8 protein-coding genes are annotated in these 14,917 nt (G+C 47.8%); all 8 read left to right on the top strand.

Annotation, left to right across the window (positions count from 1 at the left end):
- Nucleotides 1-32: 32 nt before the first annotated feature.
- Nucleotides 33-1,451 carry a glycoside hydrolase family 140 protein gene (locus JUB15_RS19185; RefSeq protein WP_207514175.1) on the top strand — a complete coding sequence of 473 codons (1,419 nt, stop codon included), beginning with the start codon at nucleotides 33-35 and terminating at the stop codon, nucleotides 1,449-1,451.
- Nucleotides 1,452-1,644: 193 nt separating this feature from the next.
- The gene (locus tag JUB15_RS19180; RefSeq protein WP_242696428.1) at nucleotides 1,645-2,478 is read left to right on the top strand and encodes a glycoside hydrolase family 43 protein; all 834 of its coding nucleotides are present in this window, start codon (nucleotides 1,645-1,647) and stop codon (nucleotides 2,476-2,478) included.
- Between the two features lie 120 nt (nucleotides 2,479-2,598).
- Entirely contained in the window at nucleotides 2,599-4,437 is a 1,839-nt protein-coding gene (locus JUB15_RS19175; protein WP_207514173.1) for a sialidase/neuraminidase family protein, read from the top strand.
- Between the two features lie 14 nt (nucleotides 4,438-4,451).
- Nucleotides 4,452-5,999: an MGH1-like glycoside hydrolase domain-containing protein gene (locus JUB15_RS19170; protein ID WP_207514172.1), complete on the top strand. Its 1,548-nt coding sequence runs from the start codon at nucleotides 4,452-4,454 to the stop codon at nucleotides 5,997-5,999.
- 77 nt (nucleotides 6,000-6,076) lie between these two features.
- A complete protein-coding gene (locus JUB15_RS19165) occupies nucleotides 6,077-8,872 on the top strand; it encodes a glycoside hydrolase family 2 protein (RefSeq protein ID WP_242696427.1) in 2,796 nt (931 codons plus the stop codon).
- Between the two features lie 5 nt (nucleotides 8,873-8,877).
- A complete protein-coding gene (locus JUB15_RS19160) occupies nucleotides 8,878-12,678 on the top strand; it encodes a family 78 glycoside hydrolase catalytic domain (protein WP_207514170.1) in 3,801 nt (1,266 codons plus the stop codon).
- 164 nt (nucleotides 12,679-12,842) lie between these two features.
- Nucleotides 12,843-13,991: an iron-containing alcohol dehydrogenase gene (locus tag JUB15_RS19155; RefSeq protein WP_207514168.1), complete on the top strand. Its 1,149-nt coding sequence runs from the start codon at nucleotides 12,843-12,845 to the stop codon at nucleotides 13,989-13,991.
- 2 nt (nucleotides 13,992-13,993) lie between these two features.
- A complete protein-coding gene (locus JUB15_RS19150) occupies nucleotides 13,994-14,917 on the top strand; it encodes a dihydrodipicolinate synthase family protein (RefSeq protein WP_207514166.1) in 924 nt (307 codons plus the stop codon).

Raw genomic sequence — 14,917 nt, 5'->3', positions numbered from 1 at the left:
ATGAAATACAAAATATACGTATAGAATCAGCTATGTATAAATTCTTTTCAATAGCAGCATTGGCTGCACTGGCAGCATGCGGCGGCGTTCAACAGCAGGTAGAAAAAACAGCGGACACGGAAACAGCGGCAGAGCCGTTGAAACCATTGAAAGTTTCGCCCAATGGCCGGTATTTTATGACGGCAGATGGCAAACCTTTCTTTTGGTTAGGAGATACCGGGTGGTTATTGTTCTCAAAGCTGAAGCGCGAAGAAGCCATTCAGTTCCTGGATGACCGCAAACAGAAAGGGTTCAACGTGATCCAGGTAATGGTGTTGCACCAGGCCAAAGTGAAGAACGCTTATGGCGATGCCGCATTGAAAGATGGTAATGTGAGTATGCCTGTTACTACAGAGGGCAATAATCCGGATGATACCACGCAATACGACTATTGGGATCATGTAGATTTTATTGTAAAAGCCGCTGCTGAGCGGGGCATTTATATAGCTATGGTGCCCATTTGGGGAAGTGAGGTAAAGGCAGGCCGGGTTAAGGTGGAACAGGCAAAACAATATGCCGGTTTTCTGGCCGACCGCTACAGATCACAGGATAACATCGTATGGTTGAACGGCGGCGATATCAAAGGCAGTGATTCCACCGCCGTATGGAAAGCCCTTGGTACAACCCTGCATGAAAAAGATACCGCGCATTTGATGACCTTTCACCCGCGCGGACGTACCACTTCGTCTCTCTGGTTTCACAATGAACCATGGTTACACTTCAACATGTTCCAGAGTGGCCACCGCCGTTATAACCAGGACACCAGCAAGGGCGACCTGCATTTCGGTGAAGACAACTGGAAATATGTTGAAATGGATTATGCAAAACAACCGGCCAGGCCAACTTTCGACGGAGAACCTTCATACGAAGAGATCCCACAGGGGTTACATGATTCGCTGGAAGTTCGCTGGACTGATAACGACGTAAGGCGGTATGCGTACTGGTCGGTTTTTGCGGGTGGTTGTGGTTATACCTATGGCAACAATGCAGTGATGCAAATGCATCGCCCCAATGATACAGATGGTAACTACGGCGTAACGAATTATTGGTATGAGGCTATGAAGGCGCCGGGCGCTTCGCAGATGGTGCATATAAAAAATCTGATGTTGTCCAGATCCTATTTCGACCGGGTGCCCGATCAGTCATTGATCGCCGGTGATGTGGGCCAGCGATACGATCGCCTGTTTGCGACCCGCGGAAATAACTATGCTATGTTTTATACCTATACCGGCCGCACCATTTCAGTGAATATGGACAAGTTGACCGGCAAAAAGGTAAAAGCGTCGTGGTTCAATCCGCGTGATGGTAAATACACCCCAATAGGCACATTTGAGAATAAAGGCGTTCAACAATTTGATGCACCGGGAGAAGTGAAAGCGGGAAACGACTGGGTTCTTTGTTTGGATTTCTAAAAGATAAGTTCAGTGTTCTGAGTTTGCGTTACCGGTTACCAGTTTCCGGTTACCAGGAATACAAAAAATGGAGGTCGCCTCTGGTAACTGGCAACCGGTAACTGGTAACTGATTAATTTAAACGAAAATGCGAATAGTAACATACATAGCTTGTATTTTTCTGTTAGGCTGCACTGCCCAAAAACCGGTGTACATGTTCACGTCGTTCAACGAGCCTGCGACCGAGGGGTTACGTTTTTTGTATAGCCATGATGGCTATAAATGGAAAGATGTTGGCCGCACGTTTTTAAAACCCACGGTAGGTTCCAAAGTAATGCGTGACCCTTCTATTGCCCGCGGCGCCGATGGCGAATATCATCTCGTGTGGACCAGCGGCTGGAACAAGGACAAAGGGTTTGGTTATGCACATTCGAAAGACCTGGTGCATTGGTCGGAACCCGCCTTTATTCCCGTTATGGAAAACGACTCGAACGTGGTAAACGTTTGGGCGCCGGAGCTCTTCTATGATGATGCCAACAACCAGTTCATCATTGTATGGGCTTCCACCATTCCCTTCCGTTTTCCGAAAGGGCTTGAGGATGAGAACAATAACCACCGCCTCTATTATACAGTGACAAAAGATTTCAAAACTTTTGCACCCTCGAAATTATACCTCGATCCCGGTTTTAGTGTGATCGACGCCGTGATCGTAAAAAGGGCGCCAAAGGATTATGTGCTCGTGCATAAAGACAATACCCGTCCTGAACGTAATATAAAAGTGGCATTTGGAACAGATCCGTTGGGCCCCTGGGGTAAATCATCCCAACCCTTTACCGGTAATTTTACCGAAGGTCCGTCGGTGGCTAAAGTGGGAAAGGAATGGTTGATCTATTACGATGCGTATCGCAACAAAAGTTACGATGCGAAGAGAACAACTGACTTTATTCATTTCGATTCAGCAGCAGTATCAATTCCCCACGGGCATAAACACGGGACTATTTTTATGTCAGACAGGAAGGTGCTGAAGGGTTTGTTAAGAGCAAACTAACCCGAGTTAACAAAGTTGATAAGTTCTTAAGTTATTTAGTTATTGAGATAGCCATTCACCATTGACCATTCACCATTGACCATTCACCATTGACCATAAAGTATTACAATGATGATGCGAATGAACAAGATACCAGTTTTAGGAGCACTGTTGATGTGCGGAATGCAATCAGCTGCACAGGACACCGTACGCTATGTAGGCACCACGCTGTCGAATGTTGATTATCACCATGGACAGCTATCGCTGGCTATTGGCGTGCACAATATTCAGACGATGCGTGCGAACCGCAATATAAAGGATTCTACTACCGGTTTTGGCTGGACGTACAACCATGCGCCCATGCTTACGTACTGGAATAATACCTTTTTCATGGAGTACCTCAGCAACCCGGTAGGGGAGCATATTCCCCCGGGGCAATCTTTGCTGCAAACCTCGAAAGATGGTTACACCTGGACGGCGCCGGTGATCGTGTTTCCTGAATACAAGATCCCTGATGGAACCACCAAGGAAGGTTATAATGGCGTAGCAAAAGACCTTACGTCAGTAATGCACCAGCGTATGGGTTTCTATATTTCCAATAAAGGCCGGTTACTCGCTTTTGCCTATTACGGCCTCGTATTGGGACCAAAAGATGATCCCAATGACGGCAATGGTATCGGCCGCGTGGTGCGTGAGATCTATAAGGACGGCAGCTTCGGACCTATTTATTTCATCCGCTACAACCATGCTTTCAATGCCAGGAATACCAGTTATCCGTTCTTCGAAAAAAGTAAGGACAAAGGTTTTGTAGAAGCCTGTAAAGAAGTGTTGAGCAACACCCTCCTGTTGCAGCAATGGAGTGAAGAAGCAGACCGCAAGGATCCGCTGATCGCTTTGAAGAACGAAAACTATAAAGCATTCAGTTATTATGAGCTGCCCGATGGCAGAACGGTAGGCCTCTGGAAACTGGCGCTTACCTCTATTAGTCCGGATAAGGGCAAAACCTGGTTATACAATCCGGTGCGCGCACCGCATTTCGTAAACAGCAATGCAAAAATATGGGGACAACGCACTTCAGATGGAAAGTACATCACCGTGTATAATCCTTCTGAATTCCGCTGGCCGTTGGCGTTGTCGGTAAGTGATGATGGACTGAACTATAAAAATCTGCTGCTGGTAAATGGCGAGATCACTTCCATGCGGTATGGCGGAAATTACAAAAGTTATGGACCGCAATATGTTCGTGGCCTGGAAGGCGGCGCCAAATCACCCGACGGCAACTGCTGGATAACATACAGCATGAACAAGGAAGATATCTGGGTGAGCAAAATTCCCATTCCGGTGAAAGACAAAGTGGAAACAGATGTAAATGATGATTTCACAAAACTGCCCGCAGCCAGTGCATTGAAAGAATGGAATATTTACAGTCCGTTGTGGGCGCCGGTGGCCATTGAGAAAGCACCCGATGGTACACAGGCATTAGCCATAAAGGATAAAGACCCGTTCGATTACGGCAAGGCAGAGCACGTATTGCCCGCGGCTAAAAAAATGACCGCCACATTTACGGTTGTTCCGCAGCAGGATGATCATGGCAATCTGAACGTAGAGTTTCAGGATGCAAAAGGCAATGCAGGTATCAGGCTGGTATTGGATTCAACAGGAAATATTTATGTAAAGGCAGGCTACAGGAACAGGAATATTGGCAAGTATAAAAAAGGAGAATCGTGCGAGATCAGCATTTCACTGAACACCAGCGCCCGTTTTTATACCGTATCTGTGAACGGCAGGCAGAGTGGCAACCAGATCTTCTTTGCGCCGCTGGAAAATGTTCAAAGACTGGTATTCAGAACAGGTGATGTACGCCGGTTCCCGGATGCCGATACCCCGACTGACCAGATGTACGACCTGCCTAATGCCGGTGCACAAACCAAAGAAGCAGTGTGGTATATCAAGTCGGTAAAAACGAAAAGCCTGAATTGAAACAAGAATTAGAAATGATAAGAAAACCAATAATATTATCACTTTTCATTATTCTGCTCACCGGTTCCGCCGTTGCGCAGAAAAACAAAAAAAAGGGTGGTGCGGTATTGAAGGCCGACAATTTCCGCCACTATGTGGACTACTTCAATAAGATGGAAGATGAGAATATTGCCCAGGCCATTCCCAATGCACAATCGTGGGACTGGATGAAAGCGAATATTCCCCTGTTTGAATGTCCGCAGCAGAACTTTGAAGAAATGTGGTATTACCGCTGGTGGACGCTGCGCAAGCATATTAAACAAACACCGGTTGGCTACATCTTTACCGAGTTCCTGGTGAACCGTAGCTATGCCGATAAATACAATCTCATCGCCAGCGCCACCGGCCACCATATCTATGAAGCCCGCTGGTTGCACGACAATAAATACCTGAACGATTACCTGCACGTATGGTACCGCGGTAACGATGGCAAACCCATGAAAAAATTACATGGCTACAGCAGCTGGAACATCTATGCTATGTATAACCGTTACCTCGTAAATAAAGACAGCGCCTGGTTAATGAACATGCTGCCCGACCTGGAAGCGGACCATGCTGCCTGGGAAGCGGAAAAACGCCTGCCCAGCGGCCTTTTCTGGCAGGCTGATGTTAAAGATGGCATGGAAGAGACCATCAGTGGTGGCCGCCGCGAGAAGAATGCGCGTCCTACCATCAACAGCTATATGTACGGCAATGCCTGGGCGCTTTCCCAATTACAGAATATGGCTGGTAACAAGGCCAGGGCCGAGCTGTATATGTCAAAAGCCGACAGCACTAAGAGATTATTCCATCAACTGCTTTGGAATCCAAAGGATACCTTCTTTGAAACGCGCAAACAGGCCGATACGCTGGCCAATGTGCGGGAAGAAATTGGATTTATTCCCTGGTATTTCAATTTGCCCGAAGAAGGATATGAAGCTGCCTGGAAAAAGGTGACCGACGAAAAAGGGTTCTTTGCTCCATTCGGCCTCACCACGGCAGAAAGAAAACATCCGGAGTTCCGCTCTCATGGCTGTTGCCAGTGTGAGTGGGATGGCGCCGTATGGCCTTATGCCACCGCTCAAACCATGACGGCCATGGCGAACCTGATGAATAACTATAAGCAGAATGTAGTAAATGACTCGGTGTACTTCCGCCATATGGAACTGTATGTGGAGTCGCAATACTATCGTGGCCGTCCATACATCGGTGAGTACCTCGATGAAAAGACCGGCTACTGGTTGAAAGGTGACCAGGAGCGCAGCCGTTATTACAATCACTCTACCTATAATGACCTCATCATTACGGGGTTGGTGGGTTTGCGTCCGCGCAAGGATAATACGATCGAAGTAAACCCATTGATCCCAGGGAACAAATGGGATTGGTTTTGCCTTGACAATGTAGCTTACCATGGCAAACTGGTTACCATCATCTGGGATAAGGACGGATCGAAATATAAAAAAGGCAGGGGGCTGAGTGTTTGGGTGAACGGAAAGAAAGTGGCCTCGGCTGATAAGTTACAACGGGTAACCGGAACGTTATAATGACAGGTGTGTCACACCTCCGGGGTGTGGCACTTGAGCATAATTAGAAATTGAACCCCATAGAAGTCATGATTGAAATGAAATTGAATAAAAAAGGCAATTTATTAAAAGTACTGGTATTTGCGTTAAGCGTTCAGCTTTTAGCGTTCAGCGTTGCAAAGGCACAGCAAACCGAGATCCGGTATTTATCAGGCACCGGCAGCGACAAAACCGTCAACTGGCAATTTTTTTGTACTGCAGGCCGCAACTCCGGTAAATGGACAACCATTCCGGTGCCTTCGAACTGGGAACAGCAGGGTTTTGGAAAATACAACTATGGCCATGATAAAGATTCAGTGCGTGGCAAAGAGAAGGGTTTATATAAATATAACTTCACAGTGCCCGCCAGCTGGCAGGGCAAAACAGTGAAAATCGTTTTCGAAGGTTCCATGACCGATACCGAGGTAAAGATCAACGGTAAACCGGCCGGAGCAATCCACCAGGGCGCATTCTACAGCTTCTCCTATGATATCACAAAGTTGCTGAAAGTGGGTAAAAAGAACCTGCTCGAAGTGACCGTGAGCAAACATTCAGCCAATGAATCGGTGAATGGCGCAGAACGCCGCGGTGATTTCTGGATCCTGGGAGGCATCTTCCGTCCTGTTTTCTTACAGGCACTTCCTGCAGAACATATAGCACATGTAGCAGTGGATGGAAAAGCAACCGGCGCCTTTACAGCCAGACTGAAACTGGCAACAGCTACCGCCGATGAAGTGAGTGCACAAGTGTTCAACATGAATGGTGAAAGAGTAGGATCGGCATTTACCACAAAACTTAAAGCAGGTGATTCTGTAGCTACGCTGCAAACAACCGTATCATCACCTGCTTTATGGACGCCGGAGTTTCCCAACCGCTACCGTGTTGAATTCACGCTGCTCGCAAAAGGGAAACCGGTTCATACCGTGCAGGAAAAATTTGGTTTCCGTACCGTTGAAGTGCGGGAAAGAGATGGCATTTACCTCAATGGCGTTAAAGTAAAATTCAAAGGCGTCAACCGCCACTCGTTCTGGCCAACTACCGGTAGGGCCATGAGCGAAAAGATGAGCATTGACGATGTGCTGATGATAAAAGACATGAACATGAACGCCGTGCGTATGTCGCATTATCCGCCCGATGCCCATTTTCTCGATGCCTGTGATTCGCTGGGCTTAATGGTGCTCGATGAGCTCACTGGCTGGCACAAAGCATACGATACCGAGGTGGGCACCAAGCTCGTGCATGAAATGATCGCACATGATGTAAATCATCCATCCATAGTACTGTGGGATAACGGCAATGAAGGCGGTCATAATGATGAACTCGATCATTTGTTCGATGAATTGGACATACAACACCGGCCGCTGGTACATCCCTGGCAGGTATTCCGCGAATTCGATACCCAGCATTATATCAATTGGGATTATGGCAATAACACCCACCTGCATGGGCACAAAATATCTTTCCCTACCGAGTTTTTGCATGGTCTGTATGATGGGGGTTTAGGCGCGGGCCTGGAAGATTACTGGGAATCTATGTGGCGCAACCCATTATCGGCCGGTGGTTTCCTATGGGTATTTGCCGATGAGGGTATCGCCAGAAAAGACAAAAACGACAGCATTGATAATGATGGCAGCCACGCACCCGATGGTATTGTAGGGCCTTACCACGAAAAGGAAGGCAGCTATTATACGATCAAGGAAGTATGGGCGCCGGTGCATTTTGAGAAGAAAGATATTACAACCGCTTTTGACGGACAGTTGCGCGTGGAGAACAGGTATCATTTTACCAACCTGAATCAATGCCGTTTCACATTCAAACTGGCTTCGCTGAATGGGAAGGATTCTGCCACAGGCACCGTGAACGTACCAGCTATTGCACCTGGTAATACGGGTATCATTACCTGTAACCTGCCGGCCAACTGGCAGCAATACAGTGTACTGTATGTAACGGCCATGGATGCGCACCAACGCGAGATCTTTACCTGGAGCTGGCCTATAAAACTGCCTTCCGCTATTGCGCAAACAATGGTTAAGCAGGAAGGCAGCGCCGCCGTTACTGTAGCTGAAAAAGACTCCCTGCTTATTGCTACCGCCGGTGATGTAAACATTTCCTTCCATATCAAAACCGGTTTGCTGCAAACTGTGCAGAATGGTAAAGGCATCATTCCTTTAACCAATGGTCCCATATTGGTGGATAGCGCATCTTCAGGTTTTGTAAAATGGAATACCCGCAAGGATGGCAATAACCAGGTGATCTCCGCCGAGTTTGCAAAGAAAAGCCTGGGTCAGACGCTCGAGTGGACAATATATCCTTCAGGCTGGGTAAAAATGCACATGAAGTATTTCCCGAAAGAATATGAATCATCCCTGATAGGCGTAAACTTTTCTTTCCCTGAGAACACGGTGAAGTCAATTCAGTGGATGGGTAAAGGGCCCTATCGTGTGTGGAAGAACCGGATGAAAGGCGGTACGCTGAATGTATGGAACAAAGAATATAATAATACATCAACCGGCGAAGGCAAACTGATCTATCCCGAGTTCAAAGGTTATTATTCGAACCTGTATTGGATGAAACTGAATACTACCGGTCAACCGCTGACAGTAGTGTGCAGCAGCGAGGATATTTTCCTGCGCCTGTTCACACCGAAGTTCTCGGTAACGCCATATAATACGGCGCCGGAATTTCCAGGTGGTGATCTGTCATTCATGGATGGGATCTCAGCCATTGGGACCAAATCACAGAAAGCTGATAAGACCGGCCCCATGGGACAAAAGAATATGTTCTTTGACTATTGGAAAGATCCCACACGTGCAAAGGAATTAACCTTATTCTTCAACTTCTCAGGAAAGGAGTAAAGTAAATGAAGCTATTACTTAAATACAGGATCTTATTTTTTACCGGCATGCTGCTGATCATATCAGCAGCATCTGCCGTTAATGCACAGGTCACCGTGCAGCACCTGCGGTGTGAAATGTTGAACAACCCATTGGGGATCGATGTGCCGCAGCCAAGGTTGAGCTGGCAGCTGGCCGGTAAAGCCCGTAACATCCAACAGCAGGCTTACCAGGTGTTGGTGGCATCAGCCCCCGAAAAACTGGCCAGAGGAGAAGGGGATCTCTGGAATTCAGGAAAAGTAAATTCCAATCAGTCTATTAATATCGATTACAAAGGCAGGCAGCTGGCCAGCCGTATGCCCTGCTACTGGAAAGTGAAAGTGTGGACCAACAAAGGCGAAACCCAATGGAGTGAGCCTGCTCACTGGAGCATGGGATTCCTGGCGCCCACTGACTGGAAAGCAAAATGGATAGGTCTGGATAAAGCGATGCCCTGGGACAGCATGACCCAGTTCTCGCGCCTGAGCGCCCGGTATTACCGCAAATCATTTGCCCAGACACAGGCCGTAAAAAGAGCCCGGGTATATGTTTCCGGTTTGGGTTTATATGAGTTGTACATCAATGGAAAGCGGATAGGCGACCAGGTGATGGCGCCTGCAGGCACCGATTTCAGGAAATCTGTTTTGTACAATACCTACAATGTAACGGAACAATTGCAGAAGGGAAACAATGTCATTGCTGCTGTGTTGGGCAATGGCCGTTTCTTTACCATGCGGCAGAATTACAAGCCTAAAAAGATCAATACATTCGGCTTCCCCAAATTACTGCTGCAACTGGAAATTGAATATACCAACAGAACAAAGAAAACGATTGTTTCAGATGGCAGCTGGAAACTGACTGCTGACGGCCCCATTCGAACCAATAACGAATACGATGGTGAAGAGTACGACGCTACCAAGGAAATGCAGGGTTGGAACAATGTAGGGTTTGATGATAGAAAATGGCAGCAGCCCGAGATAGTGCAGGCGCCCGCGGGCCGCTTGACTGCCCAGATGAATGAGCCCATTAAAATAATGCAAAGCATTAAACCGGTTAAGATCACCCAGTTGAAACCCGGTGTATTCATTATGGATATGGGCCAGAATATGGTAGGCAGCGTGCACATGCGGCTGAAAGCAGATCGTGGCCAGCAGGTGAAATTGCGTTTTGCTGAAAGCCTCCAGCCCGGCGGTGAATTGTATGTAGCCAACCTGCGCGATGCAAAAGTAACCGACATATATACGGCCAAAGGCGGCGGCGTAGAAACCTGGCAGCCCAGTTTTGTATACCATGGATTCAGGTATGTAGAGATCACCGGTTATCCGGGTACACCCACGGTAAACGATTTTGAAGGTAAAGTGATCTTTGATGACCTGGCTACTACCGGAACTTTTGAAACTTCCAACGAAGTAGTGAACCAGATCCATAAAAATGCCTGGTGGGGAATAAGCGGTAATTACAAGGGAATGCCGCTTGATTGTCCGCAAAGGAATGAGCGCATGCCCTGGCTGGCTGATCATGCTGTGGGTTCCCTGGGCGAAAGCTTTTTGTTTGCCAACGGTAACCTGTATGCCAAATGGCTGCAGGATATTGAAGAAGCACAAACAGCAGAAGGTTCCATACCGGATGTAGCGCCTGCTTACTGGAACTATTACAGCGATAACATGACCTGGCCAGGTACTTACCTGGTTGTTGCCGATATGCTGTACAACCAGTATGCGAACTCGCGGGCAATTGAAAAGCATTATGCCTCTATGAAAAAATGGCTGGCCTATATGCAGACGAGGTTCATGAAGGATTATATTATCTCTAAAGATAAATATGGCGACTGGTGTGTGCCCCCTGAATCACCCGAGTTGATCCACGCTAAGGACAGTCTGCGGAAAACCGACGGTACGCTCATTGCGACCGCTTACTATTTCCGCATGTTGTGGTACATGCAGAAGTTTGCCGGCATCCTGAACAAACAGGAAGATGCAACCAATTTTGCATCGCTGGCTGCGAACATCAAAGAAGCATTCAACCAGCGCTTCTACAACAAACAAAAGAAATGCTACGATAATAATACGGTAACAGCCAATTTGCTGCCGTTGTATTTCAATATCACCCCTGATAGCCTGAAGCAGATTGTGTTTGAAAAGATCTCACACAAAATATGGCGGGAGAATCATGGCCACATCAGTACGGGCGTTATAGGTACTCAATGGCTGATGCGTTGCCTCAGCGATTATGATCTGCCCGATCTGGCGTATACCCTGATCTCGGATACCACCTATCCTTCGTGGGGTTATATGGCGAAGAACGGCGCTACCACCATTTGGGAATTGTGGAATGGCAACACGGCTAAGCCCAGCATGAATTCACAGAACCATGTGATGCTGTTAGGTGATCTGCTCGTGTGGATGTATGAAAATGCGGCTGGTATTAAATCAGATGATACCGCCACAGGTTTCAAAAAGATCATCATGAAACCCACGCCGCTGGATGGATTGCAATTCGTAAAAGCATCTTACCATTCAGTACATGGCCTCATAAAAAGTTCCTGGAAAAACGAGATCGGCGGGTTTACCTGGAATGTAACCGTTCCCGCCAATACCACCGCATTACTGTACATACCGGCTGATGATGTAAATAACATCCTGGAGAACAACAAACCGGTATCAGATGCAGAAGGCATTCGATTTGTGCGGATGGAAGGCAAAAAGGCGGTGTTGGAAGCTGGTTCAGGTGAGTATACGTTCGTTTCTAAATACAAATTGAAAAGCGGTATTGTTACCGACGAATTCATTTTCAATAAGACCTCGTTCCCCGAAAGCCATGCGGCTACCATTGCTGAAACACCGAAGGGCCTGGTGACCGCCTGGTTTGGCGGCACTAAGGAAAGAAACCCGGATGTAGGCATTTGGGTGAGCCGCCAGGTGAATAACAAATGGACAGAACCGGTTCAGGTAGCGGATGGCGTTATAAACGATACTTTGCGTTATGCCTGCTGGAATCCGGTATTGTTCCAGATCCCCAATGGTGAACTTTTATTGTTCTATAAAATAGGACCCAATGTAGGCGGCTGGCGGGCTTTCCTGATCCGTTCTGCGGATAATGGATTGACCTGGAGTAAACCACAGGCCATGCCGGATGGCTTCCTGGGACCGGTAAAGAATAAACCGGTGATGTTGAGCAATGGTGATATTGTTTGTCCTTCCAGCAAAGAAGGCAATGGCTGGACGGTACATTTTGAAGTATCATCTGACGGTGGCAAAACCTGGAGAATGGTAGGGCCCATCAATCCTGATAAAAAGATAGATGCTATTCAGCCGAGCATTCTCGTGCATAAAGATGGCAAGCTGCAGGTATTGTGCCGCAGTAAAAGTGCTGCCGTGGCCGAATCATGGTCAGCTGATAACGGCAAGACCTGGTCGCCTATGGCATTGAGCGAACTGCCCAATAACAATTCAGGAACCGATGCGGTGACCCTGAAGGATGGCCGTCATTTGATCGTGTACAATCATGTGGCTACGCCGAAAGGCGCAAAAAAAGGCGCCCGTACGCCCCTGAACGTAGCGGTATCAGCCGATGGCAAAAAATGGAGTGCCGCGCTGGTGCTGGAAGATTCACCCATCAGCCAGTATTCCTATCCGTCTGTGATCCAGTCTGCCGATGGGATGGTGCATATTGTTTACACCTGGCGCAGACAACGCGTGAAATATGTGAAGGTAGATCCGTCGAAGCTGGAGGTGAAGCCGATCGAAGAATTCTCCAGTGGTGCGAAAAGTGGTAATGACGATTTGTAAAAAAGCAGTTCCTGGTTACATGTTACAAGTTGCAGGGAAAAATCGCCAATGCAATCAGGAGTTTTGAAACTGAAGCCCTGTAACCTGAAACCTGTAACCTGTAACTCGAAGACCGGTAACCGGTACCATAAATTAAGACCGAAAACAAAGAATGTAGAAATATCATGCAAGAGATATTAAAGATACACTTCCCTGGCAAGCTGGTGTTTGGTAAAGGAACCCTGGCGCAGTTGCCCGATGAAATAGTTGCTTTATCGGCCGGCAGGGTATTGATAGTGACGATTGCACCGCTGCTTGACCAGTTGAATGAACTCATTAAAACACTGGAGGCAAAAGGGGTTAAAGTAGTGGTGAACACAAGCATAACGCAGGAACCATCCTTTGCCGATGTACAGCAAATGATGCAGGAAGTAAATGTTTTCAATCCCGATGCAGTGGTAGGTATCGGCGGCGGCAGTGTGCTCGATGTGGCAAAGCTGATCGCGGCACTGGTAGGCAATGAGCAGGGATTGAGAGATATTGCAGGCATTGGCTTTCTGAAACGCAGGCCGAAGAAACTGATCTGCCTGCCGGCTACATCCGGCACTGGTAGCGAAGTGTCGCCCAACTCTATTTTAGTAGATGAGACCGATAACCAGAAGAAAGGGATCATTAGTCCCTTCCTGGTGCCCGATATAGTGTATGTAGATCCGTTATTGACCATGAGCGTGCCTTCGTCCATTACCGCAGCAACCGGTCTGGATGCATTGACGCATTGCCTGGAAGCCTATACCAATCTGTTTGCGCATCCATTGATCGATGTGTATGCATTTGAGGGTATGCGGTTGATCGCGGCGCATATTGTGCAGGCGGTTAAAAACGGAAATGATGAAGAAGCCCGTACCCAGGTAGCGATGGGCAGTTTACTGGGTGGATTCTGTTTGGGTCCTGTGAATACCGCAGGTGTACATGCCTTGTCGTATCCACTGGGAAGTACTTTCCATCTGGCCCATGGCCTCTCGAATGCCCTGTTATTGCCTTATGTAATGGAGTTCAATTACGTGGCAGCGCCTAAACGATATGCCGATGTGGCCATTGCATTGGGCTGTGAGCGGCAGGCTGATGATGTGAAAACCGCATTGAAGGGTATTGAAAAGATCCGGGAACTGATCAGGGATTGTGGTATCCCCGCGCGTTTGCGCGATGTAGGCATTCCTAAAGAAGCCATTCCGCAGATAGCGGCCGATGCCATGAAGATCACGCGATTGTTGAAGAACAATCCAAGGCCCGTCACCGAAGCAGATGCTATTGAAATATTTAACGCAGCATATTAACGATGTTACATAATAAGAAATACAAAGGCGTAGTGGTGCCGGCGGTTACGCCGCTCACTGCCGGCCTTACATTAGACGAGGGTGCCGTAGAACGCATGCTGGCCAATTTCCGCAAACATCATGTTGCGCCCTTTATTTTGGGTACTACCGGCGAAGCAGCTTCGCTTCCCGCGAAAGTGAAACAGGATTACCTGCAAACGGCCGCCCGGTTGAAACAGCCAGGTGATGTATTGTATGCCGGTATTTCTTCCAACATCATGGAAGAATCGATCGCCTTTGCCAATCGTTGTTTTGATGCGGGCGTGGATATAGTGGTGGCTACCTTGCCCAACTACTATCCGTTAACGCCGGGTCAGATGAAAGCTTATTTTGAACAACTGGCCGAAAATGTGCCCGGGCCGTTGATGATCTATAACATTCCGCCGACGGTGCATATGTCAATTCCACTGGACGTAGTGGAGGAACTGAGCCATCATGCCAATATCGTTGGACTGAAGGATTCGGAACGCAATGAAGAACGCCTGCTGGCTGCCCTGCAATTGTGTGCGCTGCGGAGCGACTTCAGCTATTTTGCCGGATGGGCGGCACAGAGTGCACAAACCCTGTTGAAGGGTGGTGACGGCATCATTCCCAGCACCGGCAATTTTGCGCCCGGGGTGTACGAGGAATTGTACAACGCTGCCATCAATGGTAATGCAGATATAGCCTACGCATTACAAAAGCAATCAGATGTATTGGGTAATGTATACCAGGGCGGGAAAACGCTTGGCGAATCCTTATGGGCATTGAAGGTGTTGATGAAGAAAGAAGGTTTGTGCGATACCTATATGATGCCGCCATTACACCGGTTGTCTGATGAGGAAGAACAAAAAGTACTTAATAACCTGGAAGCCGTATCAGGTTACCGGGCCAGTAAAATAAACTAA

The organism is Longitalea luteola (genome assembly GCF_017356035.1).
In the GTDB taxonomy this organism is placed as follows: Bacteria; Bacteroidota; Bacteroidia; order Chitinophagales; family Chitinophagaceae; genus Niastella; species Niastella luteola.
This window is presented reverse-complemented; position numbering and strand designations above follow the sequence as displayed.

What these genes read in the sequence shown, in the direction of transcription:
- JUB15_RS19185 (WP_207514175.1), top strand. Translation starts at nt 33, where the DNA reads ATGTATAAATTCTTTTCAATAGCAGCATTGGCTGCACTGGCAGCATGC.
- JUB15_RS19180 (WP_242696428.1), top strand. Translation starts at nt 1,645, where the DNA reads ATGTTCACGTCGTTCAACGAGCCTGCGACCGAGGGGTTACGTTTTTTG.
- JUB15_RS19175 (WP_207514173.1), top strand. Translation starts at nt 2,599, where the DNA reads ATGAACAAGATACCAGTTTTAGGAGCACTGTTGATGTGCGGAATGCAA.
- JUB15_RS19170 (WP_207514172.1), top strand. Translation starts at nt 4,452, where the DNA reads ATGATAAGAAAACCAATAATATTATCACTTTTCATTATTCTGCTCACC.
- JUB15_RS19165 (WP_242696427.1), top strand. Translation starts at nt 6,077, where the DNA reads ATGAAATTGAATAAAAAAGGCAATTTATTAAAAGTACTGGTATTTGCG.
- JUB15_RS19160 (WP_207514170.1), top strand. Translation starts at nt 8,878, where the DNA reads ATGAAGCTATTACTTAAATACAGGATCTTATTTTTTACCGGCATGCTG.
- JUB15_RS19155 (WP_207514168.1), top strand. Translation starts at nt 12,843, where the DNA reads ATGCAAGAGATATTAAAGATACACTTCCCTGGCAAGCTGGTGTTTGGT.
- JUB15_RS19150 (WP_207514166.1), top strand. Translation starts at nt 13,994, where the DNA reads ATGTTACATAATAAGAAATACAAAGGCGTAGTGGTGCCGGCGGTTACG.